The organism is Enterococcus sp. PLH-Efm8, from assembly GCF_053011625.1.
Genome location: NZ_CP172569.1, coordinates 188,932 through 215,305, shown reverse-complemented (window position 1 = coordinate 215,305; position 26,374 = coordinate 188,932). Strand labels below are relative to the sequence as shown.

Sequence of the window (26,374 nt, the reverse complement as noted above, 5' to 3'; positions counted from 1 at the left end):
AAATAATGGATATATTAGAAATAAAGAATGTAGCATATAGTTATGCAAATTCTAAAGAAAAAGTTTTGTCAGGAGTAAATCAAAAATTTGAACTTGGGAAGTTTTATGCGATAGTAGGAAAGTCAGGAACAGGAAAATCTACACTTCTTTCCTTACTTGCTGGACTTGATAAACCTCAAACAGGAAAAATATTGTTTAAGAATGAAGATATACAAAATAAAGGATATAGTAATCATAGAAAAAATAATATATCTTTAGTATTTCAAAACTATAATTTAATAGATTATTTATCACCAATTGAAAATATTAGATTAGTAAATAAATCAGCAGATGAAAGTATCTTGTTTGAACTAGGTTTAGATAAAAAACAAATAAAAAGAAATGTTATGAAATTATCTGGTGGACAGCAACAAAGAGTAGCTATTGCTAGAGCATTGGTATCAGATGCTCCAATAATACTAGCTGATGAGCCTACTGGTAATCTAGACAGTGTTACTGCTGGAGAAATAATTAATATATTAAAGACATTAGCTAAAGATAGAAATAAATGTGTAATAGTTGTAACACATAGTAAGGAAGTAGCAGATTCTGCGGATATCATTTTAGAACTAAGTGGTAAAAAGTTGAAAAAAGTAAATAAAATGAATTTGGAGGTTGAATAATGATAAAAAATGCATTTGCTTATGTAACTAGAAAAAGTTTAAAATCATTAATTATCATATTAGTTATTTTATCTATGTCAACTTTAAGTCTCATTAGTTTATCTATTAAAGATGCTACGGACAGAGCTTCAAAAGAAACATTTGCTAATATAACAAATAGTTTTTCTATGGAGATAAATAGACAAGTAAATCCAGGAACACCTAGAGGTGGGGGAAATGTAAAAGGTGAAGATATTAAAAAGATATCTCAAACAGATAGTATAGACTCCTATGTAAAAAGAATAAACAGTGTTGCAGATTTAGTTGATTATGATATTATTGAAACTCAAGAGACTCTTGCGAATCAATCACCTGAAAGAGCAAAGAATTTTAAAAGAACAGTTATGTTAACTGGGGTTAACGACTCAACAAAAGAAACAAAATTTGTATCAGAAGCATATAAATTAGTAGAAGGAAAGCATTTAGAAAATGAAGATAAAAATAAAATCTTAATGCATAAAGATTTAGCTGAAAAAAATAACCTTAAAGTTGGAGATAAGATAAAAATAAAATCTAATTTATTTGATGCTGATAATGAGAAAGGTGCAGATGAAACAGTAGAAGTAGAAATTAAAGGTCTATTCGATGGGCATAATAGCGGTGTAGTAAGTGCAGCACAAGAACTATACGAAAATACATTAATCACTGATATTCATACAGCTGCTAAAGTTTATGGTAATACCGAAGATACAGCTGTATACCAAGATGCAACATTCTTTGTAAAAGGTGATAAGAATCTTGATAGTGTAATAAAAGATCTTGGGAAATTAGATATAAATTGGAGAGAATATAATTTGATTAAAAGTTCATCAAATTACCCTGCATTACAACAATCTATATCAGGTATTTACTCAATTTCAAATAAATTATTTTTTGGCTCATTAATATTTGCAGGAGTTGTAGTTTCATTATTATTATTCTTATGGATGAATGCTAGAAAGAAAGAAATAGCAGTATTACTATCATTAGGTATATCAAAATTAGAAATTTTTGGTCAATTCCTAATTGAGATGGTATTTATATCAATCCCCGCATTCGTTGGTTCCTATTTCTTAGCTCAATATACAGCTGACAAGCTTGGGAATAATATATTGAATAAGGTTACTGGTGATATAGCTAAACAAATAGCTAAACAATCTGCATCTAGCCAATTAGGTGGTGGGGCAGAAGCTGAAGGATTTAACAAGACATTATCAAGTTTAGATATCAATGTATTACCTAAATTCATGATTTATGTAGTTATATTTATGAGTTTAGTACTTCTTGTATCATTGATTATTTCTTCATTCAATATATTAAGAAGGAATCCAAAAGAATTATTAATTGACAATAATTAAAATTTTCGGTGCTTTTTAGCACCAAAAATGAGAGTGTAATATAAACCGTGTAAGTAACCATCAATCCTAGGCGGGTGGTTGCTTCACGGTTTTTATTTTTCTAAAATAAGATCAAGAGGTGATTACACGATGGCTAGAAAGAAAAGAAATCCTGATGCTGAGAAGTTAGCTGAATCCATTTTGAATACTTATCAACCCGAATCTGTAGAGGATATGCAAGATGTTTTAAAAGATGTGTTTGGTCCCTTATTTGAAAAAATGCTTCAAGGAGAATTGAATAACCATTTAGGGTATGACGCCCATTCTAAAGAGCCAAAGAAACATGACAATCGACGAAACGGTTATGGCAATAAGACGCTTAAAACGAGCTTTGGTAAAGTAAACATTGATGTTCCCAGAGACCGGGAGGCTTCTTTTGAACCTGAGTTGATTCCTAATAGAAAACGAGATGTCTCCGACATCGCAGACTGTAGACAAAAGCTGTTCCAAACTCGTAACTCGAGCTTGGAACAGCTTTTTATCTACTTCGTTTCGAATTTTTGAACAAAAAAATAAAGGCTCCTTGCCTTTCCATAGCCAGGTGGCTAATTTCTTTAAATTCATTGCAGCAAACACTAGCATCGTATGCGTCGCGACTTTTTCCAAGCCTCGATACTTGGTCCAACGCATCCCATGCTTTTCTTTTGCATCCGCAAATATTCGTTCAATCGTTTGTTTCCGTTTTTTGTAAATTGATTTATTCAGATCTGTTAGGCGAAGATGTTCCACTTCATCCATCAGATCTCCCCAAACATGTCTCGTGATGACTCGTTGATGATTTTTACTTATGGTACATTGGTTTAGCAGAGGACAGTTCACACATTCTTTTGGATTGGATTTGTATTCTCGGTACCCTTCTCGAGTAACCGTTGAAAAAGCGAGCATTTGATCTTGCGGACAAATATAACAATCAAAATACTCGTCATAGAGAAACTCATTTTTTGATAATAGCTCCTTTTTCCCTTTGGGCCTTGAATAAGGCAAACAAGGTCGAAGGTTCAAATGAGTCAAAAAGTGAACAAACTTAGGTGTCTTATACCCAGCATCAGCGACAACACAATTGATTTCAGGAAAAAGTCTCTTCGATTGTTTGACGAGCTGAAAGGCGACTTGACTGTCATGAATATTTCTAGGAGTGATGATTGTGCTAAGAATAAATCCATTGTCGTCGCATGAAGTATGGACAGAATAAGCAAATTGTTTTTCTCGTTCGCCTTTGACGTAGTAGCCGCTTTCCGGATCAGCTTTACTTATTTTTCTTTCTTTCAGCTTCACTTCCTTTTCTAAGTCCAAAGTAAAAGGGCGTTTTCCAGCCTCTATTCGTTGACGATTGATCTCATCTTCTAATTCATCCTGATAGGCTTTCGCTTCATCATGGGTCATTTCTTTCGTAAACTTATGTTTATTGGCGTTAGCTTTGATGTGGGTAGAATCCAGATACAAATTATCCTCTGTTACAAAACCTGCTTTAACTGCTTGTTCTAAAATATAGGCAAAAATATCCTCAAACACCGTCGTTTCTCTAAATCGGCGAACATAATTCTTTCCAAAAGTTGAGAAAGGGGGGATTTTCTCCTCGAAGGAGTAGCCTAAAAACCAGCGGTAAGCGACATTGGTATCGACTTCCTTAATGGTTTGTCGCATGGAACGGATACCGAATAAATACTGAATAAACACCAATTTGATCAGAATCACTGGATCGATACTTGGGCGACCTAAATCGGAGTAAGTGGCTTCGACGATTGGATAAATAAATTCAAAATCAAGCGCGGCATCAATCTTTCGAACGAGATGATCTTGAGGAACTAGATCATCAATCGTAAGCATCGCAAATTGATTTCTACCATTCGTATTGTTTTTAGACATCATAGCTATCACTCCTTGCATTCGTTTTCATAAATCTATTATAAAAGAAAAGACTGTAGACATCATCCATAAAATGGACTTTGTCTACAGTCTGGATAACGTGATTTTTTGCTGTAATGACAAGGTTTTAGCTGTTTCAGATACCATGTATCCAAAAATAGTTTATTGAGAAAATAGGAGAGTATTTGATACTAACTAGTAGGAAAAAATGAGATAAAAAGTAAATGGAATCATTTAAGGTAATCTGAAATAAAAAATATACAGCCCTGTGGTACTTTACCTACAAGGCTGTATATATTTTTTACTCTCAGCGTTTTTGACTCCGTGTCTGACTCCGTTTTATTGATTTTGAATGTTATTCAATGACCATTTAACAGGTCAAATTTGATGTTTTTGATTCCGTATGACGCCGTTTGATATCTAGTGATATAGTGATTTGAGTCTACATCGAATAAGGGAATAAACCAATAAAAAATGATTTAGAATATTAAAATAACAAAAAAGAGGACTACCTGTATTAGTCCTCTTTTTTGACCAGATTTTGACCAGTCTATTTTACATCCTAGTATATTTATATGAGCTAATTTTATGATTAAATGGTAAGTTTTTCCTTGTGTGTTTTAGTTTAAACTAGTGTGTAATTCAAAAATCTATATGGAAGGAACAGTATTAAGAATAGAACAGGGTTCTCTACATGATGGTGCTGGTTTACGGACCGTTGTTTATTTAAAGGGCTGCCCATTACGCTGTGCCTGGTGTTCGATTCCCGAATCACAAAGCAAGCAGATTGAAAAAGGATTTGGCCAGACCATGACCGCTGAAGAGGTAATGGATGAGATTGAGAAGGATGCTGTTTTTTACTTTCACTCGGATGGCGGAGTGACCATTAGCGGAGGCGAGGCACTGGTTCAGGCGGATTTTGCTAAAGAAATTTTGCAAAAATCGAAATACATTGGAATCAATACCGTACTGGAAACCAGCTTTTGTGGTGCTTATAATGAAATCCAAAAGGTAGCTCCCTATGTGGATACATTGTTTGTGGATGTAAAAATGTTTACCAGCAAGCTCCACAAACAATGGACCGGCTTAGATAACCAACAAATTTTGAAGAATATTCGTCGCTTTTTAATTGAGTATCCTAACTGCGAAGTGCGAATTCGAGTTCCTGTGGTTCCAGGTATCAATATGAACCTGACCGAGCTGCTGACGATTGCTTGTTTTGTGGCAGATCTTGATCGGTTCGTACCGTTAGAATTACTACCGTACCACTGCTATGGTATGCACGGTTACCAAGCATTGGGACTGGAGTATCCGTTGGCAGACACGCCAGCGCCTTCACCTAAAGAAATGTTTGCATTGGCAGATCAACTGGCTCGCACGGTTCCTCATTTGCTGGTCACAGCTTTAACCAAAACATTTATTTATTTATTGAATCCAAGCTTTATCTTATGGATAAATGAAAGACACTCACTAGCTGCAGCCAGCTCAAGAATAGAGCTTTTGCTGAAGTCAGTGAGTGTCTTTTTACGATGTTTTTTCGAAGTTAATTTGTCGAATGAACACTGGCTCAATCGGTACATCTTCACTGTTTGTCGGCTGAGCTGCGATCGCTGCTACGATTTCTAACCCTTGGTATACCTGTCCAAAAACAGTATAACGACCATCCAGCTCCGGTAGTCCTCCAAGCTCCAAGTATGCTTGCTTTACATTAGCAGGTCAGCCTGCGCCTTTGTGTTTTGCACAATAAAAAACTGGTTGCCGTTGGTGTGGGGGCCGTGGTCCCCTAAGGCCAAGGCGCCATTAAAATGATAAAGTCCGCGATGCACTTCATCAGCGAAAAAGCCCTCATAGCTGGAAACAGCTTCATCACCAGAACCATCCAAAGCGCCACCTTGAATAACAAATTCCTTAATGACACGAGCCGAAAGGTGTGTTGTCATAAACGCCTTGCTCAGCTAGGGAGCGCCAGTTGGCTACAGCCAGGGGAGCTTGGTCAGGAAATAAGCGGAGACGAATTTCACCAGCATCGGTGACCAGCACACAAACTTCTTCCTGCTGCGGTTTTTCTAATTGAAAGAGAGGAAGGTTTGCAACTGAAACGCCTTGATCCTGCCATCAAATATCGAAAATCCGCCACTCGACCTTCGCCTGATCACCAAGGCGAGCCATTCCCAATAAAACGGTATAGGCGGTTTCATCCGCTTGAAAGGTCAATTGCAGCTGTCCTCGTAAATCGTTGTAGTCATCTGGGGCGGCTACTTGATAAAAAAGATGAAACTGCGCATGCAAATATTCCAAAGGCTGATCTTTAAAGGCTGCAAAATAAGCCTGAACTTTTTCCCGCTGCAAGCTGTCAGCCACCAAAAAATTTTCCAGTTGTTGTTTTGGAACGGCTGCTAACAAGGATCGGCAAACCGCCTCAATTTTCAACGCATCCCAATGTCGCGCAATTAAATAATGGATGGGTGCCTCTTGATTGTAGTCCCACAGGTTGCTCATTTTTTTCACCACTTTCTTCTATTATATAGGAATCACAAAATCGGCAGCGGCGTCAGGCGGCGTTCTTTTCCTTGAATGACTAGCAACTTTTCTACCTGACAGTCTGCCAACAGCTGACTCATTTTTTTAAAGCCCAGCTGATAATCTTCGGCAACATGAGCATCCGAGCCTAAGGTAAAGAGCTTTCCGCCGACACTTTGATACAAAGGAACGGCATAACGGTAAAGGTCTTCGTTGCCGTATTTCAAGAAGCTCTTGGCATTTAACTCCATCGCCAATTCTCGTTCAACAACCTTTTTGAAAATCGTTAGCAGCTGAGCCTCAAAATGCTCCGCGAATTCTTCCGCTGTGAAGGTGAAGCGGCGTAATCCATAATCAAAGTGAGTCAAAATATCTCCTTCTGGAAAATCCGTCAAGACCTGCAACATCTGATCAAAATATTCCTTGGTAGTTTGAATGGGATCTTTGGTTAAAACCACATCGTCCATATAATCAAAGCGGCCATTTTGATGAATACTTACCAGCTTTAAATCATAAGGATGCTGAGCGAGGTAATCCACGATCCGCTCTTCTTGTCCTGGAACAACGCCAATCTCGATACCTCGCAGAAATTTGGTGGAATAGGTTTCTTTTAAAGAGTCCAGTTTGTTTATATAGGCTGGATAATCCGGAATGTCATCTTTTCCGGTAGATGGATTGTTTAAATCAAAGTGATCCGTAGAAACGAAAAACTCCGGCTGATAGGCTAAATAGTTTTCAAATTTTTCCTCTGAATCAAAGGAAAAATACGTGTGGAGATGCTGATCATAATACTGCATAGGGAGCCTCCTTTTTTCTACTATCATACCGCAAAAGCTTTAGAAGGTTAACGGGAATTCGTCGAAATTTACAAACCATATACAACCTTTACATTGTTCATGAAACCTTTTCAAGAAACTGATTCTCTCATTACAAAGCTTTGTTAGAATGGAATTATCGAAAGGGGAGAAGAATGAATGAAAATGAATGAAAAAATTCGTAACATGACTATCGGTTTATTTTGTGCAGCAACAGTAAGTATCCTGCTGACAGGCTGCGGCTCAGGTGAAGCAACGAAGCAATCGGCTGCGGCAGACGACTCTTTAGATACGATTATAGAAAAAGCCAAGGAAGAAGGAGAGATTGCCAGCTTGGGAATGCCGGATACTTGGGCAAATTGGGTAGGCACTTGGAACGACCTTGAAAAAGAATACGGCTTAAGTCACGTGGATACGGATATGTCCAGTGCAGAAGAATTGGCTAAGTTTGAATCAGAAGGAAAAAATGGAACCGCCGATATTGGTGATGTCGGTATCAGCTTCGGTCCGTTGGCTGAAAGCAAAGAGTTAACCTTACCTTATAAGACCAACTATTGGGAGGAAATTCCGGATTGGGCAAAGGATGATGATGGGGATTGGTTGTTAAGCTATACGGGAACCATTTCCTTTATCACCGATAAAGAGAATGTGAAGCAAGCACCGACTAGCTGGAAGGAGCTGCAAGAGGGTGACTATCAAGTTAGCGTGGGGGATGTGACGATTGCCAACCAAGCACAATTTGCTGTATTGGCTGCGGCGATTGCCAACGGAGGTGACGAAAAGGATATTCAGCCAGGTCTGAATTACTACAAAAAAATGGCAGAAAAAGGCCGTTTGTCCACCGTTGATGCCAGCGTAGCAAATCTTGAAAAAGGTGAAATCGATGTGGCAGTTGTTTGGGACTTCAATGGACTAAATTATCGTGACCAAATTGACTCCGAGCGTTTTGAGGTAACTGTGCCAACAGACGGCTCCATCATTAGCGGGTATACAACCTTAATCAATAAAAATGCCCCTCATCCCAATGCGGCAAAGCTAGCACGGGAATATATTTTATCTGATGAAGGGCAAATCAATTTGGCAAAGGGCTATGCGCGACCTATTCGCAAGGTAGAGCTGCCTAAAGAAGTAGCTGAAAAATTACTGCCGGAGGATGCTTATGAAGCGGCGGTGCCAGTTGAAGACAATGAAGCTTGGAACAAGACCTCTGTAGAGCTTCCAGAGCTTTGGCAGGCGGAGGTACTGACCTATGCAAAGTAGACTTGACAAACTGATTGTAGTTATACTAGACGGCTGTCGCTACGACACAGCCGTCGCCCAGCTTGGGTTCATGAATCATTTAGTTGAGCACCAGCAAGCAAGCTTATTGAAGGTAAAAAGTGAGCTGCCCAGCAATTCACGTCCGTTATACGAAGTACTGATGACCGGCGTTCCAGCCTATGAAAATGGCATCTATAGTAATTACCATGCTCAGCGATCCAAAGAGTGGTCGCTGTTTGAATTAGTTAAGGAAGCTGGCGGAAAAACAGGAGCCGCCGCTTACCACTGGTACAGCGAGTTGTACAATCAAGCCCCCTATAATCGTTTGGTTGATCGCATCCAGCATCAGGAGGAGCGACTGATTCAGCATGGCATCTTTTATAGTGAGGACACTTACCCTGATTCGCATTTATTTGCGGATGCCCATTATTTAGTGAATCAGTATCAGCCAGACTTTTTGGTCGTACATTCGATGAATATTGATGATGTCGGTCACAAATTTACCGCCGATTCTCATGAATATGCAGCAGCGGTTAATCAGGCGGACAGATTATTGGCTATTTACCTTCCTGAATGGCTGCAAAAAGGTTATCAAGTCGTGGTGACTGCGGATCACGGGATGGATGCGCACGGACTGCATGGCGGCAGCTTGGCTGCACATCGTGAAGTTCCTTTTTATTTGATTTCAAATAAACGCCAAAAGCTGAAGGAACAAACTGTACCACAGCTGCTGGCGGCTCCATTGTTTTGCTGGTTATTAGGAATTGCACCGTCAGAGAAAATGCAGGACATTCAAGAATTGATGAGGGGATGAAAGAGATGAAAAAACGCTTGGTTCTGGTTCCTGCCTCCTTTATCTTCTGTGCATTTTTACTGCTGCCGCTGCTTTTTATGGTTCTGTGCAGCTTGCACAGTGATTTAACTAACCAGTGGACATTGGCCAATTACAGTGATATTTTCAGCAACAAATATTACACACAGGCCTTTGTTAACAGCGTACTGATTGCTGTCAGCTCCAGTGTGATTGGGTTAATCGGGACGTTTATTTTATGTTTATGCTTAATGAATCTATCGACTAAATTGCAGGAGAAAATCACCTTTGTTTCCAATTTGGCAGCTAATTTTGCTGGGATTCCGCTGGCATTCTCTTTTATTATTTTGTTGGGGAATGTAGGTGTGCTGAAAATGATTTTGCCATTTCTAGCGGACTTCAATTTGTATTCTTGGTGGGGATTGACCATCACGTATACCTATTTCCAAATTCCGTTAGGGGTCTTGTTTTTGTATCCCAGCATGAAGGAAGTGAAAAAGGAATGGCTGGAGTCCGCACAATTGCTGGGCGCTTCATCAGCGTATGCTTGGTTCAAGGTGGCTTTGCCTTTTTTGCGACCATCGATTGCCAGCACCTTTGTCATCTTATTTGCTAATGGCATGGGGACCTATGAAACAGCGTATGCCCTGACCAGCAGTAATGTAAATCTTTTAACGATTCGAATTGCGGCTTTAGTGTCGGGAGATGTGTTCGCCAAGCCTAATTTAGGCAGTGCGTTGGCAGTCGCTTTAGGTGTCCTGCTGGTAACGGCAATGTTGATTATTCAAAAGAAAGGCAAGGTGGTGCAGACGTGAAAAAGTTAATAAAACCGATTTTGTTCTGCTTTGTCCTGTATTACTTGCTGCCGATTATTGGAACGATTTTGTATGCCAGCTCCACTAAATGGTCAAAATCGCTTTTACCTAGTGATTTTACCTTGCAATGGTTCCAACAGCTGCTGACGGACAGGGAATTTATTGCTGCGGTGGGTCGCTCACTTTTATTAGCAGGTGTGGTCTTGGTGACGATTCTGTTGTTGATGATTCCCACCATTATTTGGATTCATTTGTATTTCCCTCGTTTGAATCGTTGGCTGGAAAAGCTGCTCCTGCTGCCGTATGCTTTACCAGGAGTGATTTTGGTAACGGCTTTGCTTCGAACGTATGCTGAAACTGGTATCCCAATGTTTGTAGTGTTGGTAGGTGCATTGTTTATTACGGCGTTGCCGATTGTCTATCTTAGTCTTAACAACCAGATGCGCTTAATTAATCTGAAGGAATTAGTGGATGCAGCAGAAACCTTGGGCGCCCCGATGTCTACGATTATTATCCAGGTGCTGTTTCCAAACATCCGTATCGGTGTGACCCTAGTTTCTCTGATGATTTTTTCTTCGGTTTTTGGGGAGTACATGCTGACGAACCTGTTGATTGGCGGTCGATTTCAGACGGTACGCATCTATATGCTGCGGCGGATGAACGAAAACGGCCATTTGGCTAGCGCTGTGATGGTTTTGTATTTGCTGTTTATGGTGGGAATTGCTTTAACTACCTTTATGCTGACTTATCGACAAAAGCAACAGCTGTCCCTTAAGCAGACGAGGGAAGAGAAGCAGTCGAAAAAGAAGCCCTTAAAGGAGTTGTGACGGAAAATGTTTTTAGAAATACATGATCTCAATCTGTTTTTTGATGAAAAACAGATTTTAGCTATTGATGAAATTCAGATTGAAAAGGGTGAGCTGGTTACTTTACTAGGTCCCAGCGGGTGCGGAAAGTCTACGTTGCTGCGCTGTATCACGGGATTGGAACAACCAAAGAGCGGTGAGATTGTGCTGGACAATGAGAATATTGCCGATAAGCCTACGAAGGATCGCAATATCGGCTTTGTTTTTCAACAGTATGCATTGTTTCCAACTATGACTGTTTTTGAAAATGTAGCCTTTGGTTTGAAGGTAAAGAAGCTGAGTCCTGAGGTGATTCAGGAAAAGGTTTTTGAGATGCTATCATTGGTGGATATGACGGAGCAGGCAGATAAAAATGTCCAGTTTCTTTCTGGCGGTCAACGACAACGGGTGGCACTGGCTCGCTCATTGGTCACTGAACCGAAAGTCCTGCTGCTGGATGAGCCATTAAGTGCTTTGGATGCCCGAATTAGAAAACAGCTGCAGCGGGATTTGCGCGCTATCCAGCAATCGCTAGGGATGACGATGATTTTTGTGACTCATGACCAAGAAGAGGCGATGCGAATCAGTGATCGGATTTTTGTGATGGAAGCTGGGCGGGTGGCTCAGGTTTCCACCTCGAAGGAATTGTATCAGAATCCTCAGAGCCGATTTGTTGCGGAATTTATCGGCAACTATAATCGTTTCGAATGGTATGAGCTGAATCAGTATACCCACGAGTTTTCCGCTAAGGGCAATCGCTGCATTTATTATTTAAGACCGGAGCTGATTCAATTTGAACCGGTTCCTCAGGGGGTTAAGATTCCGGTTCTATGGAAGGAATCATTTATTTTAGGCAACATTCAACGGTATGTTTTTCAAACGCTGGAGGGCAAAGAAATTTTAGTGGATCGGTTGAACGATCGGGAAGAGAAAATTAGCGATGCCTTATACATTCAGCTGAAAGATATTCTAGCAATCCCTGTGGAAATTGATACTCAGCATTTTGCACAACAAAGCTAGTGTATAGTCGGCAAACATTTCTGGCTCTTTGTCAAATAGGACTGATAGAGTGATATAAGAACATCTAAGGTAGAATTGATTTTCTGCTTTAGATGTTTTTTTATGTTTAATAAGTGATCAGATGATTGATTAAGAAAATTCTGGTTCTCATCCTAACCCGTAAGCTATTCGTTTCAATGCTTTGATGTGGGTATGCAGATTTTCTATTTTGCCATTTGAGTAAGGCAACTCTAAGGCTAAACGAATGCCGGATTCATAGTTTATAAACGCTTTTTTTATATGATGCAGTTCTCTTGGAACCGACTTGGGCATTGTTTTTACAAGCTGAAAGAAGATGTCCGCTTCTTTGTCATAAAAAGCTTGAAGAATTTCTTGATAGTAAGCATAAGCTATTCGTAGTTCATCAGAAGTAGAAAGTAGACGTTCTACGACTTCACTTTCGGTTAAATAGGCCCAACCAAAATTACGCCATTTTGTCCATTTATCATAAACAAGCGTGTCCTGTCGTTTGATCAGAAGTCGAGATAAAGCCTTCACTTGTCGATAGTGTTTGGCTTGTATTGGATCGTTTCGGTCGAAGCTTTTCATGACTCATAGTCAAATATCCTTAAAACTGCGAATGAGGTGCTTGACGATGTGAAAGCGATCCACAACGAGTTTGGCATGAGGAAAGCACTCTTTTATCAGCAAAGCATAAGAGGCGTTCATATCTGTTACGAGTATTTTTACGTTTAAACGTGCACGTCGTTCAAATTGCATAAAATAAGAAATGAGATCTTTCTTCTTACGTGAAGGAAGAATATCCAGTAATTTCCCAGTATCGCCATCCATACAAGAAAAAGAATAGGGACCGACTTGATTTTTCAATGAACGAAATTCATCTACCAATGAACAGCGAGGCAACCAATTTATTTTCACGTTTGTCATGGGGAGCAGAGAAGCGAGTGTTCGCGAAACGGTTGACCAAGAAACGCCGCAATGTTTAGAAATCGTCGTCATTGCTTGTTTTTCAGTCAATTCCTCCAATATTTTATAATGTACTTGTTTGGCGATAAAACAGTTTTTTTCAACAATGTAGGTATTCGCCGTAAAATAGGTGTGACAGCCACGACAGAGGTACCGTTGCTTTGCCAAAGCAAGATAAGTCCGTTGATTCGCACACTTATTGAGAAGGACCAGCGATTTTTTCTTTCCGTTCTTAACGATCAGCCCATGTTGATTCACCTGTTTACACTGAGGACAGGGCTGAATCGTTTTAATGAGCGTGGCAGAAACAACGATACTGTTGATTGAATGTATTTTTTTCTTCTCGACATGAGTGATTTGAATGTTTCCATCTTTGATTCCTAGTAATAGTTTGATAAGATGAAGATCAGGCATACAGAACGCTCCTTTGATTGTGTTGTGGTGATTCAATTCTAACGGAGCTTCTGTATGTTTTGTTTTTTTATGCTCAAAAGGACTGATAGAATGATTTACTATCAGTCCTAGAAATTATAGCGCCACATTTCTTTCACCTTTGACTTTTCAGACGGCAGTTTTTATGCTGATACTGTAGAGAGAGCAGGACACAGCTTTTGCTTGTTTTGGGTAAGGGGGAAAGAAGATGACCAAAGCACTTATTTTTGATTTTGATGGGACGATGATTGACAGTGAATGGATGTTTTACGAGAGTATTCATCACTATTTACTGAAGCCTATTTACTGGAGCAGTTCGGCTATAAAATTCCTTTTGCAGACTATCAACAAGGTGTTGGGACGGCAGCAGAACTGTCCTTTTATGAAGGGATAAGTCAAGCGGTTGGGAGACCAGTGGATGCTGAACATTTTGAGCAGCGGATCAGCAGCACTGGAAAATCGGAGTAGTCTCAATTCTGAACTGCGGGAGCTAGACTATTTTTTTGAAGCACATCCGATGATTAAGGAAAAAATTGATTCCTTTGTGACGATCGATGATCTTCAGGTCGGCAAACCAGATCCAGAAGGTTATTTGTTGTGCTTGAAACGGCTGAGGGTTGAACAGGCTGTTGTAGTTGAGGATAGTCCAGTCGGTGCCCAAGCAGCACCGCATATGACAGTTGATGTACAAGCGTTGGATGCAGATTTTTTCGCCTTTAGCGGGCATAAAATGTGCGGGCCGACAGGAATCGGTGTATTATATGGCAAACGTCAATTGTTAGAACAAATGGAGCCAGTCGAATTCGGCGGTGAAATGATAGATTTTGTCAATCTTTACGATAGTTCATGGAAAGAGCTGCCATGGAAATTTGAAGCTGGTACTCCGAACATTGCAGGAGCAATCGATTACTTGAATGAGATTGGTATGGAGAATATTCATCGTTATGAGCAAGAACTGGTTGCCTACGTTTTACCTAAATTACAAGCGATCGGCGGTATCACCATTTACGGACCGCAAGATCCTGAACATCATACTGGCGTGGTTGCTTTTAATTTGGATGGCATCCATCCCCGTGATGTGGCGACTGCTCTGGATATGGAAGGTGTCGCTGTACGTTCAGGACACCATTGTGCACAACGGTTCATCGACGATTTCTGTTTGACTAATTGGTCGTTTAAACAGTCGATGATAATGCCGTTTGAGCGGCTCCAATGTCGTGGAATCTTTGAGTAAGAGTTTCCAATATCGCTTGAGCCGACGGTACTTCTTCTGATTTTCAGATTACGTGATTGATTTTCGTACAGTTCTATGAGAATCGCCTGCTTCAGTTCCTTTGTTAGTTGATGATGTTCATCAACTAAGTCCGTTTTCGCAGAAAAGGTCTGCCCACAATCATAGCATAGAAAACGGGTACGTTTTAATTCTAAAATAGTCAACTTTTCTTTGACTTTCAACATCTGAGTACGTGTCGTATAGGAACCGTTGCGGATAATACGAATCGATCCACAGTGTTCACAATGGGAAGGTGAGTCATCCAATCTCCCTTTAATAAACTGCGCTTGAACGCCTTTATATTCTTTTTCAATCAGCCATTCTTCATCAAAAAATAAATGTTTATCTGTTAATCCGAGTAATTTTCTAGTATGATTATCCATAGAGCGACTCCTTTGGTAGGGTGATGTTTTGGTCGACTAAATTTTACCAAAAGTGAGTCTCTTTTTGAGTTGAAACGAAGAAAAAGTGTTAGTAGAAAATCGCCTTCGATTTTCCAACAACACAAAATATTATAGAAGCCTTTTTTCTAAAGGATTTCAAGGTGTCTGTTTGCATTTATTAAAAAAAAGAAAAAGTATTGGCAACAGAAGGCGTCACCAACACTAGATATTATAGAGCCATAATATGCTGTATAATATCTAGTGTATAGGCTTAAGTGGAGGTATATATGAAAATATTAACTGTTGAAGATGATAATATGATAAGAGAGGGAATAAGTGAATATCTTTCAGAATTTGGATATACTGTTATTCAAGCTAAAGATGGAAGAGAAGCCTTGTCAAAATTTAATAGCGATATAAATTTGGTTATCTTAGACATTCAGATACCTTTTATAAATGGTTTAGAAGTGTTGAAAGAAATTAGAAAGAAAAGCAATTTACCAATTCTAATCTTGACTGCATTTAGTGATGAAGAATATAAAATTGATGCATTTACTAATTTAGTAGACGGATATGTAGAAAAGCCATTTTCATTGCCGGTCTTAAAAGCTAGAATAGATTCTTTAATTAAGAAGAATTATGGACATTTAGAGAAGTTTGAATATAAGGATCTATCGGTTAATTTTAATAGCTATACAGCTAAAATAAATGGTGAAGAAATAGATGTAAATGCAAAAGAACTAGAAGTATTAAAATGTTTATTGGATAATAATGGACAAGTGTTAACAAGAATGCAAATTATTGATTATGTATGGAAAGATAGCGAAGAAACTCCTTATGATCGAGTAATAGATGTATATATAAAAGAACTTAGAAAAAAATTACAATTAGACTGTATAACTACTATAAGAAATGTAGGATATAAATTGGAGAGAAAATGAAAAAATTAAAGATATTTCCAAAAATGTTCATACAAATATTTTCTGTTCTTGGAATAATAATTATATTAGTTCATTCATTAATTTTTTTTATCTTTCCTAAAACATATTTGGAGACGAGAAAAGAAAAGATTCATAATATGGCAAATGAAATTTCTAGTAATATGAATGGAAAAGAAATAAAATATATAGAACAAACTTTGGAGTTTTATTCCAAGAGTAGTGAAATAAAAGTATTCATAAAAGAAAAAAATAATAAGAATGAAATACAAATCAAAGATAATATAAATGTTAATTTAGAAAGTGATAGTAATTCTTTGATAATTGAAGAAAGAGAAATAAAGCTTAATGATGGTAAAAAAACAAATCTACAATTTGTTTCTACAGCTGATATGCAAAAAGATGCGAAAGATTTAAGCCTTAAATTTTTACCATATTCTTTATTAATATCAATTTTATTTTCTGCTATTATTTCTTTAATTTATGCAAAATCAATAAAAAATAATATACAAGAAATAAAAATTGTTACTGATAAAATGATGAAACTTGATAAAAAAATGAGTTTAAAAGTTAGCTCTAATGATGAAGTTGGAGAATTAAAACAACAAATTAATGATTTGTATTCTACTTTATTAAGAACAATTGACGATTTGGAATTTAAAAATAAAGAAATTTTAAAATTAGAAAAGTTAAAATATGACTTTTTTAAAGGTGCATCCCATGAACTTAAAACCCCTCTTGCTAGTCTTAAAATAATACTGGAAAACATGAAATACAATATTGGAAAATATAAAGAAAGAGATATTTATATTAATGAATGTATTGAAATCGTTGATAGTTTAACAAAAAATATTTCTCAAATATTATCAGTTCATTCTATAGAAAATTTGAATAATGATGAAGAATATTTGAAAATAAATGATACATTAGAAGACATATTAAAAAAGTATGAAATATTAGCAAATCAAAAGAAAATAACTGTCAATAATTATATATTAGACGAGAATGTTTATATAGGAAAAACAGCTTTAAAGATTATTCTATCTAATTTGATTAGTAATGCGGTAAAATATACTGATGTAAATGGGGTAATTAATATTGGGATAGTTAATGATTGGTTATATATAGAGAATTCATACGGTAACAATAAAATTTCGAATATGGATAAAATATTTGATGTTAAATTTGATTTAAATAAGGAAAATAGTAATGGATTAGGTTTATATATTGTAAGTAATATTCTGAATAATTACAATATAGAATATAAAGTATTGCAGGATGAAGAATTTTTTATCTTTAAAATAAAAATATTTTCTTAATTAAGATATAATTTTGCAATAGTTATTGAAAAATAGAGACTTATTATGGTTCTGTTGCAAAGTTTTAAATAAAGAATAAAATCCCTTACGGTATCTATGATTTAAGCTGGGATTCCCAATAATACCTTGATTTCAGTACAGACCGAAAACCCGAAGAGAGTGCCTTCTTTTCGGGTTTTCTTATATAATCCTCGAATGGCTTCCATGCCTTTAATCGTGGTAGAGGCAGTGCGTAAACTTCGATAGAATTTATTGCGTCTCTTTACTGGACGATGGTCTTGTTCAATCAAATTATTCAGGTATTTAATGGTACGATGTTCTGTCCCTTGATAAAAGCCGTATTCTTTTAGTTTCTTAAAGGCACTTGTAATAGAGGGGGCTTTATCTGTGACTACAACCTTCGGTTCATCAAACTGCTTCACTAACCGCTTAAGAAAAGCATAGGCTGCTTGTGTGTCCCGTTTTTTACGTAACCAAATATCCAAGGTTAAACCATCTGCATCGATGGCTCGATACAAATAATGCCATTTTCCTTTAATTTTGATGTACGTTTCATCCATTTTCCATGAATAAAAGGATTTTTTATTTTTCTTTTTCCAAATTTGATAGAGTAGTTTGCCATATTCTTGCACCCAACGATAAATCGTCGTATGAGAAACGTTAATGCCACGATCATATAAGATTTCTTGAACTTCACGATAGCTAAGGTTATAACGAAGATAGTAGCCCACGGCTACAATAATCACATCCTGCTGAAATTGCTTTCCTTTAAAATGATTCATCGTTATTCCTCCTGCTATCTTTTTCTATTATTCTATCTTATTTGATAGTAGATTTAAAACTTTGCAACAGAACCGTAGAATCTAACTACTAAGAAAAGGACGTGTCCACGATGGCAAAAGCCAAGAAAAAATTTGATGAAGACTTTAAGAAGATGATCTTAGATTTAAACCAGTCTGGCCAATCGGTCGAAGAACTGGCAGCGCAATATGGTATCGCTACACAAACGATTTATCGTTGGAAGAAGCTTCATACAAAGAATGTAGCAACCGGCATGACTGAGGCAGAAATCCTAGCGATGAAAAAGGAGGTTCTGTTGCAAAGTTTTAAATCTACTATCAAATAAGGTAGAATAATAGAAAAAGATAGCAGGAGGAATGACGATGAATCATTTTAAAGGAAAGCAATTTCAGCAGGATGTGATTATTGTAGCCGTGGGCTACTATCTTCGTTATAACCTTAGCTATCGTGAAGTTCAAGAAATCTTATATGATCGTGGCATTAACGTTTCTCATACGACGATTTATCGTTGGGTGCAAGAATATGGCAAACTACTCTATCAAATTTGGAAAAAGAAAAATAAAAAATCCTTTTATTCATGGAAAATGGATGAAACGTACATCAAAATTAAAGGAAAATGGCATTATTTGTATCGAGCCATCGATGCAGATGGTTTAACCTTGGATATTTGGTTACGTAAAAAACGGGACACACAAGCAGCCTATGCTTTTCTTAAGCGGTTAGTGAAGCAGTTTGATGAACCGAAGGTTGTAGTCACAGATAAAGCCCCCTCTATTACAAGTGCCTTTAAGAAACTAAAAGAATACGGCTTTTATCAAGGGACAGAACATCGTACCATTAAATACCTGAATAATTTGATTGAACAAGACCATCGTCCAGTAAAGAGACGCAATAAATTCTATCGAAGTTTACGCACTGCCTCTACCACGATTAAAGGCATGGAAGCCATTCGAGGATTATATAAGAAAACCCGAAAAGAAGGCACTCTCTTCGGGTTTTCGGTCTGTACTGAAATCAAGGTATTATTGGGAATCCCAGCTTAAATCATAGATACCGTAAGGGATTTTATTCTTTATTTAAAACTTTGCAACAGAACCGGTGGTGGTCTATGGGGTGGCCTATTACTTGTTAAGTGAGCCAAAACAGATCGCGGCGTCAAATATTTTCACGGCAGTAATGACATTAATGTGTGTCATGTGCTTTTCTATTTTTAGTTACTTACTCGTCCAATTTATCAGGCAAAATTTAACAATGAGTAAACTTTTCAAAAGTTTATTGGACTTACTTATCTTAGGCAGTATGTTAACGACTCTAACAGATCGGTTCGAACAATCTGAAAAAACGGTAGAGGGGATAAAGAACTTCTTAACGACGATTGATCAATTTATAAATGGATATATGTATTTGTTTGAAGTAGGCTTTATTCTCACTTTGTTTGGTTGTGTATTTATAAAACTCATTAAAAGATCAATCGAAAAAGAAATGGTTATTGATCTAATTCCGACGCTGAGCGGCTATGAGTATTACGTTGATTTTGGAAAGTATGAGGAGTTGATCCATACGGATATCGTTCACACGAGTATCCATGAAGTAACCGTTAAGGGCATCAGATCTACTTTAAAAGATGGACAGGAGACGAAAACAATCGACCGAAGAAAAGAGGTCTACAATTTTTATAAAGTTGAAGCAAGTCTACGATATGGCATTGGGAAATTGAGGTTAGATGGGAGTAATATTCAACAAAACAAACCATATGTTTTAGGAAAAGTGGTGATTTAGAACTTCCTATGAAAGATGAATAAATAAGGAGAATCTTTTGAAAATGATTCTTCTTTACAGAATTGTGCTTATAGTTGGCACGGAGTTAAAAATCTTAAAGAAGGAGCAGTTATTCAAAGTGAAAGAACATCATAATCAGTTACTATGTATTAAAACGGGTACGATGAACATTCAATACCGAACAGAATATTTAGAATTAACGAATCAAACTGATTTTTTGTCGATTCGAGAGCAACATAAGCAAGAAAAATTAATGGCTACTTATAGCCAATTGATTGATGAGTGGGAACAATTCAAGGAATCTAAAACATAAAATTCCATTTAAACACCTTATTTTTTAAAGAGCATAAGGAAACGTGACCCCACTTTTAAAAAAAGTGGTTGGATAGGCTGTGCCTATCACGTTTCTGAAAAAAATAAATGACCCCAAAATACCAATATATAGGATAGTACAAGGATAGCAAAGGATAGTAAAAGGATAGAGGTAGGATAGCGAAAAGGATAGGATCCTTTTCACTATCCTATATTATATTGGAGGATATTTATGAATGTTAAAATTAGAGATTTAGATCCAAAATTCATTTCTGAAATTGATCGAAGATGCGTTGAACTAAGTAATCGTACAGGAAATAAATGGAGTCGTAATGATTATTTAAAGCTACTCGTTGAAAATGATTTTGATCGTCCTTTGATGGAATACAAACAAGAAAAGTTTGACCAGTTATTAGAAAAGTTTTCAGAAATTCAAAGTTATAACACAAAGATATTAGAAGAATATGTTAGCCAAAATAATCGTATTATAGAAATCTTGATTGAGCAAAATAGAGGAAGTGAACTTTGATATGGCAAAGGTTATAGACAAACACATTTACTTTCACCAAACACATATCGATGTATTGGATGAAACTATTTCTACTCATGCAGAGGTTAAAAACTATAGTGAAGCTGTTCGCTTTTTATGTATGAACTATGATCCAGAAGTGGAGAAAAAAGTAAATTCCAATCAAGCAAAGTTGAATGGAATGAGTAAAGAAATTTCTATTTTAACCGAAATGGTTTCAGAATTTGCGGATCTTCATTTGAAAGATACAGGAATATTAATTGGTAAAAATTCAACTGTTTATCAAGAAGCAAAAGAACGAGTGGAAGGAAAAATTAAATCCAATCAAACAAAAAAATATTCCCCTCAGTTGAAGAAACCTGTGAATGAATCTGTTCATGCCAGAGTAGATCCATTTGATCCAACGAAGATTCTAAAAAGATAAAAATGAAGGAGGATAATAATGACTCAATCGCCTTCAGTTATTCTCACTTGTCAATTTACTTTGCCGAATAAAAAGTCATTTTCTACTTATATTGACTATATTACAAGGGAACAGGCTCTTGAAGAAAAGGAACGACGTACGCCCGAAGAAGAACAGGAACTTCAACGAATCAAGAATGCTTTAGAGGAGTTTTATATTCCTGAAGGAGAAACTTTTTCGGAGAGTAAGACGGGTAAAGAATTCAGTGAAACGTCGAATGAAGCTCAATCGTTGATGGAACATGGAATCAATTTTGACAAGTTAGAGGAACAAGATTTTACCAATTATCTTTCTTATATGACACGTCACTATGCGTTAGAACAAAAGAAAGAACTGACGCAAAGTGAACAAAAAGAATACCAACGCTTGAACCAAGCAATGAAAAAATATCAAACAGAACCCCATAAAAAAGCTTCAGGAAATCTTCCTGGAGTTTTTTCTATAGCTTCAGACGAAGTGAAAGGAAGTGATCTGAAGGAGATTAAGCAAATCTTCCAAAGAGGACAACAAAAAGGCTCAATCATTTATCAAGATGTTGTTTCTCATGATAATTCGTATCTTGAAAAAATAGGATTGTACGATCCCAAAACAGATACTTTAGATGAAGAAGGGTTAAAAGCAGCTGGAAGAAAAATGATGGAGACATTATTCGAGAAAGAACAATTGAATGAAACAGGTTACTGGATGGCAACGATTCACCGTAACACTAAACATATCCATATTCATTTTGCAGTTGTTGAAAAAGAAAATACGCGTAAACCTTACACGGAGGTTGAAAATGGTGTGAGTTATATCGTACCGAAAGGTAAGAGAAGACAAGCAACATTAGACGCAATGAAGACCAATTATGTACATGAGTTAGAACGTTTTTCTTATGAAAAGGATCGAATGATTGGTATGGAGAAACGAAATTTATTGACGCGGAAAAGTGATTTGCGTAACACCTTAACAAAAGTGGTAAAAGAGCCAGCGCGTTACGATCGACACGCGATGAACTTATTAAATGAAGTATATAAAACCCTACCTGACAAACGTTCGGAATGGAATTACGGGGATGAAAAACGAACCAAACTTTCACCATACACAAGAGAGAAACTCGATGAGTTAACCAAATATGTTTTAACAAAAGAACCTGAATATCAAGAATATATACAGATTTCAAAAGCATTGAAAGAAGAAGCAAAAAGTCTTTATGGGGAAAGCAAGAGAGAATCAAAGGATGCAGAGAAAAATGCTCTCTTTGATTTAAAAAAGCGCACAGGAAATGCCATCCTAACAGAGCTGAAGAGACAGGATAGTCAAATAAAACCATTAATAGAAAGTGTTGATCAGATGCAATCTATTTACAATGAACGATCCTTTCGAACGCTTAAACAATTGCCAACGAATGAATACAAATATAGTTACGAAGAATTCATGAAGCGCAGGAAACAATTCCAACAAAGAGTTGTCACGCAGCGGAGTTTGCGTCAATTAAATCGAACGATTAATGCCCATGAAGAAAAATACCACGCAAGTAAAGCATACGAAGAGCAACAACGAAGAATTCAAATGGAACAAGAAAGACAGTAAAGACAGTAGGAGGAATAGCAATGAAACAATATTTAGATCAATGGAAAGTTATAGAAGGATCATTAAGAGAAGAACGAATCGAACAACTTCCTGATTGTTTAGAAAAAGAGCATTTGTTCCAGATAAGAGAAATGTTGAGAAACGAACAGTTTGATCCAAATCAATTTTTAGTCGTTGAGTACCCAGCTACTGGTGTGTATTGTTGTAATCATGTGAATGGTGAAAAATATTTTATCATTCAAGAATATGAGGGCAAGTTAGCACCTTATTATACTACTTGGGAAATGAATGAAGAGGGAATCAATAACTTTCCATGTAAAAGCATTGGATTTGAGTCAATACCTCGGACACGATTTGTGAGAATTTTTTCGAGATTCCAGCGGGTGAGTATCTCATCGTTTCGACCAGCGGTCAAACCAAAACCGTTTGACCGCTGATCGAAGCGATGAAGTTGAAACCCTGTGGAAATCTCGCCAAAAAAATGTAAGTGGTAGCTAGGAACTAAGCTTGCAATGCCAACTCCTCCATCTGATTTGGTGTTAAATAGTTGATACTACTATGGATTCGCTTGCGATTGTAAAATCCTTCAATGTATTGAAATAACGCTAAATAAGCAGCTTCAAAGTTTTCATACGCTTTTGATGGATAGACTTCTTCTTTTTTGAGTGAGGCGTGAAACGATTCGATACCGGCATTATCGTAGGGACAGCCCTTACGACTGAAGGAGTGCCGAATGTTCAATTCATTCAGCTTTGCCTCATAGGCTTCGCTAGTGTACTGAGAACCCAAATCTGAGTGGATGATCAAGTTCTCGGAGGGTGTTTGGTTTAAGAGCGCATTGTCAAGGGTTTCGATAACCAATTCTTTCGTCATCTGCTTGCCAAACTTCCAACCGATGACTTTCTTTGTGTGGAGGTCTTGAATAGTGGAGAGGTAGGTCCAGCCATCTTTTAGGGTATGAATATAGGTAATATCTGTCACCCATTTTTGATTGATCGACGTAGTGGTAAAATCTTGGTTTAACAGGTTTTTACGTCCTTCACTTTTAACTTTCGCTTGTTTGCCAGGCTTGTACTTCTTGAGGGTGACTGAACGCAAGCCTAATTTTCTCATCAGTATTTGTACTTTCTTTAAGGACAAGGTCTCGCCACGGCCAACAAGAATCTTATGAATTTTAGGCGCACCATAGATACCCTTGTTTTCAAAGTAGATTCCTGAAATCAAGCGGTTTAAGCGTTTGTTTTCTGATTGGCGCTTGGAAGGTTTCTTTTTCTTCCAGTCATAGTAGCTGGATTTCGGTGCTTCCAAAACGGTACACATTTGTTTTACGTCATGATCATGAACATTTGATTGAATAAATTCGAAGACATCACTCATTTTTACTTTTGAGCGAATATGGTTAAAGCCTTTTTTAGGATAGTGTTTTCCTCCTGCATGCGGGCCATTTCCTTTTTCATCGCTAGGATTTCTGCCTCAGTCATGCCGGTTGCTACATTCTTTGTATGAAGCTTCTTCCAACGATAAATCGTTTGTGTAGCGATACCATATTGCGCTGCCAGTTCTTCGACCGATTGGCCAGACTGGTTTAAATCTAAGATCATCTTCTTAAAGTCTTCATCAAATTTTTTCTTGGCTTTTGCCATCGTGGACACGTCCTTTTCTTAGTAGTTAGATTCTACCAAATCGTGTCCATGAAATCATCCTAACATCACATTGAAGAGTCCATTTCACTCACAGAGTGTTAGTTGTTAAGTGAATAAAAGAAGTAAAAGAGTCCTGAACGTGATTGTCCAGGACTCTTTTTTTCAATGAATTGTTTTCCGCCAACTCATTGAGTGGTGCGATTTGCGACTACATTATATCAAAAGAAAGAGAAGGGAGGAAGCAGAAATGGTTCATTCAACGATTGGAGTTGTTGTTGAAAAAAGCAGAGACAATCTCGTTTTTGTGACAGAAATTCAAACAGGCAGATCTTTTGTCGTCACAGACAAAGCGGCAAAAGCTTATCAAAGTAGCGATATTTTAACGTTAAATCTGACTACGAAGACGTTCGTCGATGCGACAGAAGATTATCCATTTGTTTAGTCTAATGGTGATAAGTCAAGATGAAATTTAAGATTTTCTTTATTGAGTAATATGTTTTGAAGCGCACGAAACTAGACCCGATCAAAATCAAATTTTTTTCGGGTTGATTCAAGGATTTGCGTCAATAACGGATTGTTATTTCTCTATCACATTCCTTGGTGGCGTATAGAGTTGGTGTTTACGTAGTAGCGTATCCACCAGACGCGTAAATTTTCTTGCGGTTAGGACGAGTGCACGTTTGTGTTGATGCTTTGGAACCTCCTTATATTTACTTTGATAAAAAGCTTTGTATTCAGGAAGATAATTTTTTACAGAGTTGGCAGCTTCAACTAAGTAGTATCTAAAATATCGATTTCCTTGTTTTGTCAGAGGTGTATTTTGCGACTGATAGTTTCCAGATTGGTTCACTTTCCAACTTAATCCAGCGTATTTTGCCAATTTTGTCTGATCTTCAAATCTTTCGATTTGACCAATTTCAGCGATTAAACCGGCAGCATAGACTTTACCAACGCCTGGAATACTGGTTAAGCATTGATATTCTGGAATGACAACAATTACTTGTTCGATGGCTTTATCTAATTCTTTGATATTTTTTTCAAGTGCTCGTATTTCTCGTACGAGAACACTTAAAACAACATTAATTGATTCTTGTGCAAGAGCACCTAGGCGGTAACTCATGGTAATTGCACGTTGAATTGCTTTAGCGATTTTTTCTGGTTGCTTGAAACGGCCTTTTCCTTTTTCTTGAAGTAAATCACAGAAAGCTTCTAAAGGAAGCTCAGCAAGTTCATCCAATGTGAAATCTTCCGTCATGAGTGAAATGAGGGTTGCACTAAAAAGACTCGTCGATTCGTCTCGCATTTCTCGAGCAAGCGTATTACATTTGTACGTTAGATTTTCAAGAAAATGTTGCTTTGTACGAATCAATTGCTTAATAAGTTGATAGCGAGTACGTGTTAAACGCTGTAAGGCCATGTATTTCTCTTCTTTGATAGGGGAAGTTGTGAATCGTTGAATACGCAAGAAATCAGCGATTCTTAATGCATCGTTTCGATCAGTTTTATTCTCATCAAACATGCGACTAAATTGTTTCACCCGAAAAGGATTTTCAATCGTTACAAGTGTGTTGAGCTTCTTTAGTTTCTCATCTTCATGAAAAAACATGGAAGGATGGAAGCTGTACATGGACGTTGACTCCATGCCAATCACAATTTGATCAAAGTGGTAGCTGTCATTGAATTCAAGAATTGTTTCTCGTATGAATGAAGCACCTTCGATGTCATTGGCAACAGAGATTTCAGATAAGATAGACAATTGATTGTCGTCTGTTAAAAAACAAACATCTAGTTTTTCAGAGCTAACGTCAATACCGACAAATAATTTCATGGAAGAAGGACCTCCTTTCGATATAAATTTTGGAAAATGCTTCGATACTGTGGGATTTCCCAGAAACTCACTGTATAGCCACAACCTCGCCTAATAGAATACGGTGA

General features: G+C 37.3%; 26 protein-coding genes and 7 pseudogenes. 22 read left to right on the top strand and 11 right to left on the bottom strand.

What is annotated here, in order from left to right; all coding sequences use genetic code 11:
• Nucleotides 1-5 precede the first annotated feature (5 nt).
• The 3 genes from ACIFUW_RS15075 (at nt 6) to ACIFUW_RS15065 (ending at nt 2,581) form a co-directional block, all read left to right on the top strand.
• A complete protein-coding gene (locus ACIFUW_RS15075) occupies nt 6-662 on the top strand; it encodes an ABC transporter ATP-binding protein (RefSeq protein ID WP_002298083.1) in 657 nt (218 codons plus the stop codon).
• Complete coding sequence (locus ACIFUW_RS15070; protein ID WP_002301195.1) at nt 662-2,038, top strand: ABC transporter permease; 1,377 nt, start codon at nt 662-664, stop codon at nt 2,036-2,038. Before ACIFUW_RS15075 ends, ACIFUW_RS15070 begins: the two co-directional genes overlap by 1 nt.
• A 129-nt stretch (nt 2,039-2,167) precedes the next feature.
• Nucleotides 2,168-2,581, top strand: a complete 414-nt coding sequence (locus ACIFUW_RS15065) for a transposase (RefSeq protein WP_002341926.1) — start codon at nt 2,168-2,170, stop codon at nt 2,579-2,581.
• A gap of 24 nt (nt 2,582-2,605) precedes the next feature.
• On the opposite strand, the pseudogene ACIFUW_RS15060 reads toward ACIFUW_RS15065, so the two are convergent.
• Nucleotides 2,606-3,946 (bottom strand): annotated as a pseudogene (locus tag ACIFUW_RS15060) (IS1182-like element ISEfa7 family transposase); the annotation flags it as partial.
• A 651-nt stretch (nt 3,947-4,597) separates the two neighbouring features.
• Between ACIFUW_RS15060 and ACIFUW_RS15055 the strand changes: the two are divergent.
• Nucleotides 4,598-5,569, top strand: a complete 972-nt coding sequence (locus tag ACIFUW_RS15055) for a radical SAM protein (RefSeq protein WP_002302275.1) — start codon at nt 4,598-4,600, stop codon at nt 5,567-5,569.
• On the opposite strand, the pseudogene ACIFUW_RS15050 reads toward ACIFUW_RS15055, so the two are convergent.
• The 5 genes and pseudogenes from ACIFUW_RS15050 to ACIFUW_RS15030 form a co-directional block, all read right to left on the bottom strand.
• Nucleotides 5,549-5,635 (bottom strand): annotated as a pseudogene (locus ACIFUW_RS15050) (peptidylprolyl isomerase); the annotation flags it as partial. The gene ACIFUW_RS15055 and the pseudogene ACIFUW_RS15050 overlap by 21 nt on opposite strands.
• A gap of 11 nt (nt 5,636-5,646) precedes the next feature.
• Nucleotides 5,647-5,883 (bottom strand): peptidylprolyl isomerase, encoded by a 237-nt coding sequence (locus tag ACIFUW_RS15045; RefSeq protein WP_002322470.1) that lies wholly within the window; start codon nt 5,881-5,883, stop codon nt 5,647-5,649.
• Nucleotides 5,852-5,983 carry a peptidylprolyl isomerase gene (locus ACIFUW_RS15040; protein WP_077828694.1) on the bottom strand — a complete coding sequence of 44 codons (132 nt, stop codon included), beginning with the start codon at nt 5,981-5,983 and terminating at the stop codon, nt 5,852-5,854. The genes ACIFUW_RS15045 and ACIFUW_RS15040 overlap by 32 nt, the downstream gene beginning before the upstream one ends.
• A gap of 75 nt (nt 5,984-6,058) precedes the next feature.
• Entirely contained in the window at nt 6,059-6,442 is a 384-nt protein-coding gene (locus ACIFUW_RS15035) for a hypothetical protein (protein WP_002330694.1), read from the bottom strand.
• 32 nt (nt 6,443-6,474) lie between these two features.
• Complete coding sequence (locus tag ACIFUW_RS15030) at nt 6,475-7,260, bottom strand: PHP domain-containing protein (protein WP_002302270.1); 786 nt, start codon at nt 7,258-7,260, stop codon at nt 6,475-6,477.
• Between the two features lie 177 nt (nt 7,261-7,437).
• On the opposite strand from ACIFUW_RS15030, the gene ACIFUW_RS15025 reads away from it, so the two are divergent.
• The 5 genes from ACIFUW_RS15025 to ACIFUW_RS15005 are packed head-to-tail and all read left to right on the top strand — an operon-like array spanning nt 7,438 to nt 12,029.
• Complete coding sequence (locus tag ACIFUW_RS15025) at nt 7,438-8,538, top strand: ABC transporter substrate-binding protein (protein ID WP_002302268.1); 1,101 nt, start codon at nt 7,438-7,440, stop codon at nt 8,536-8,538.
• Nucleotides 8,528-9,352, top strand: a complete 825-nt coding sequence (locus tag ACIFUW_RS15020) for an alkaline phosphatase family protein (protein ID WP_002302267.1) — start codon at nt 8,528-8,530, stop codon at nt 9,350-9,352. The genes ACIFUW_RS15025 and ACIFUW_RS15020 overlap by 11 nt, the downstream gene beginning before the upstream one ends.
• A complete protein-coding gene (locus ACIFUW_RS15015; RefSeq protein WP_002330693.1) occupies nt 9,349-10,164 on the top strand; it encodes an ABC transporter permease in 816 nt (271 codons plus the stop codon). Before ACIFUW_RS15020 ends, ACIFUW_RS15015 begins: the two co-directional genes overlap by 4 nt.
• Nucleotides 10,161-10,991: an ABC transporter permease gene (locus tag ACIFUW_RS15010; RefSeq protein ID WP_002313180.1), complete on the top strand. Its 831-nt coding sequence runs from the start codon at nt 10,161-10,163 to the stop codon at nt 10,989-10,991. Before ACIFUW_RS15015 ends, ACIFUW_RS15010 begins: the two co-directional genes overlap by 4 nt.
• Before the next feature lie 6 nt (nt 10,992-10,997).
• Nucleotides 10,998-12,029: an ABC transporter ATP-binding protein gene (locus ACIFUW_RS15005; RefSeq protein WP_002302261.1), complete on the top strand. Its 1,032-nt coding sequence runs from the start codon at nt 10,998-11,000 to the stop codon at nt 12,027-12,029.
• Between the two features lie 86 nt (nt 12,030-12,115).
• On the opposite strand, the pseudogene ACIFUW_RS15000 reads toward ACIFUW_RS15005, so the two are convergent.
• Nucleotides 12,116-13,409, bottom strand: a pseudogene (locus ACIFUW_RS15000) (ISL3 family transposase); the annotation flags it as partial.
• Between the two features lie 226 nt (nt 13,410-13,635).
• On the opposite strand from ACIFUW_RS15000, the gene ACIFUW_RS14995 reads away from it, so the two are divergent.
• Together ACIFUW_RS14995 and ACIFUW_RS14990 are read left to right on the top strand one after the other, a co-directional pair.
• Nucleotides 13,636-13,821 (top strand): HAD hydrolase-like protein, encoded by a 186-nt coding sequence (locus ACIFUW_RS14995; protein ID WP_016922460.1) that lies wholly within the window; start codon nt 13,636-13,638, stop codon nt 13,819-13,821.
• Between the two features lie 24 nt (nt 13,822-13,845).
• Nucleotides 13,846-14,565 (top strand): annotated as a pseudogene (locus tag ACIFUW_RS14990) (aminotransferase class V-fold PLP-dependent enzyme); the annotation flags it as partial.
• On the opposite strand, the pseudogene ACIFUW_RS14985 reads toward ACIFUW_RS14990, so the two are convergent.
• Nucleotides 14,563-15,083: pseudogene (locus ACIFUW_RS14985) on the bottom strand (transposase family protein); the annotation flags it as partial. The pseudogenes ACIFUW_RS14990 and ACIFUW_RS14985 sit on opposite strands and share 3 nt — an antisense overlap.
• Before the next feature lie 287 nt (nt 15,084-15,370).
• Here ACIFUW_RS14985 and ACIFUW_RS14980 point away from each other — a divergent pair.
• Together ACIFUW_RS14980 and ACIFUW_RS14975 are read left to right on the top strand one after the other, a co-directional pair.
• Nucleotides 15,371-16,024, top strand: coding sequence for a response regulator transcription factor (locus ACIFUW_RS14980; RefSeq protein WP_002285815.1), 654 nt, complete (start codon nt 15,371-15,373; stop codon nt 16,022-16,024).
• Nucleotides 16,021-17,340 (top strand): sensor histidine kinase, encoded by a 1,320-nt coding sequence (locus ACIFUW_RS14975; protein WP_002300494.1) that lies wholly within the window; start codon nt 16,021-16,023, stop codon nt 17,338-17,340. The genes ACIFUW_RS14980 and ACIFUW_RS14975 overlap by 4 nt, the downstream gene beginning before the upstream one ends.
• A 101-nt stretch (nt 17,341-17,441) precedes the next feature.
• Here the strand turns inward: ACIFUW_RS14975 and ACIFUW_RS14970 are convergent, their stop codons facing one another.
• A complete protein-coding gene (locus ACIFUW_RS14970) occupies nt 17,442-18,122 on the bottom strand; it encodes an IS6-like element IS1216 family transposase (protein ID WP_001015311.1) in 681 nt (226 codons plus the stop codon).
• Nucleotides 18,123-18,232: 110 nt separating this feature from the next.
• Here ACIFUW_RS14970 and ACIFUW_RS14965 point away from each other — a divergent pair, with 110 nt between their 5' ends.
• The 8 genes and pseudogenes from ACIFUW_RS14965 to ACIFUW_RS14930 all read left to right on the top strand — a co-directional run.
• Nucleotides 18,233-18,466: a transposase gene (locus ACIFUW_RS14965; RefSeq protein ID WP_182482945.1), complete on the top strand. Its 234-nt coding sequence runs from the start codon at nt 18,233-18,235 to the stop codon at nt 18,464-18,466.
• 37 nt (nt 18,467-18,503) lie between these two features.
• Nucleotides 18,504-19,184, top strand: a complete 681-nt coding sequence (locus ACIFUW_RS14960) for an IS6-like element IS1216 family transposase (RefSeq protein ID WP_001015311.1) — start codon at nt 18,504-18,506, stop codon at nt 19,182-19,184.
• Nucleotides 19,185-19,239: 55 nt separating this feature from the next.
• A pseudogene (locus ACIFUW_RS14955) lies at nt 19,240-19,920 on the top strand (hypothetical protein); the annotation flags it as partial.
• 43 nt (nt 19,921-19,963) lie between these two features.
• Nucleotides 19,964-20,233, top strand: a complete 270-nt coding sequence (locus ACIFUW_RS14950) for a hypothetical protein (protein ID WP_002305788.1) — start codon at nt 19,964-19,966, stop codon at nt 20,231-20,233.
• A 231-nt stretch (nt 20,234-20,464) separates the two neighbouring features.
• On the top strand, nt 20,465-20,761 hold the full coding sequence (locus tag ACIFUW_RS14945) for a hypothetical protein (RefSeq protein WP_002296377.1): 297 nt from the start codon (nt 20,465-20,467) through the stop codon (nt 20,759-20,761).
• A gap of 1 nt (nt 20,762) precedes the next feature.
• The gene (locus ACIFUW_RS14940) at nt 20,763-21,185 is read left to right on the top strand and encodes a hypothetical protein (RefSeq protein WP_010729773.1); all 423 of its coding nucleotides are present in this window, start codon (nt 20,763-20,765) and stop codon (nt 21,183-21,185) included.
• 18 nt (nt 21,186-21,203) lie between these two features.
• The gene (mobP2, locus tag ACIFUW_RS14935) at nt 21,204-22,796 is read left to right on the top strand and encodes a MobP2 family relaxase (protein WP_002296379.1); all 1,593 of its coding nucleotides are present in this window, start codon (nt 21,204-21,206) and stop codon (nt 22,794-22,796) included.
• A gap of 20 nt (nt 22,797-22,816) precedes the next feature.
• Nucleotides 22,817-23,146: pseudogene (locus ACIFUW_RS14930) on the top strand (hypothetical protein); the annotation flags it as partial.
• Nucleotides 23,147-23,297: 151 nt separating this feature from the next.
• On the opposite strand, the gene ACIFUW_RS14925 reads toward ACIFUW_RS14930, so the two are convergent.
• A protein-coding gene (locus ACIFUW_RS14925) for an IS3 family transposase (protein ID WP_086968564.1) occupies nt 23,298-24,439 on the bottom strand; the annotation gives its coding sequence in 2 pieces (ribosomal slippage) (nt 23,298-24,211 and nt 24,211-24,439; 1,143 coding nt in all).
• A 247-nt stretch (nt 24,440-24,686) separates the two neighbouring features.
• Here ACIFUW_RS14925 and ACIFUW_RS14920 point away from each other — a divergent pair.
• Entirely contained in the window at nt 24,687-24,881 is a 195-nt protein-coding gene (locus ACIFUW_RS14920; RefSeq protein WP_002322479.1) for a hypothetical protein, read from the top strand.
• Nucleotides 24,882-25,016: 135 nt separating this feature from the next.
• On the opposite strand, the gene ACIFUW_RS14915 is transcribed toward ACIFUW_RS14920, so the two are convergent.
• Complete coding sequence (locus tag ACIFUW_RS14915) at nt 25,017-26,267, bottom strand: IS110 family transposase (RefSeq protein WP_060808286.1); 1,251 nt, start codon at nt 26,265-26,267, stop codon at nt 25,017-25,019.
• Nucleotides 26,268-26,374: the final 107 nt, after the last annotated feature.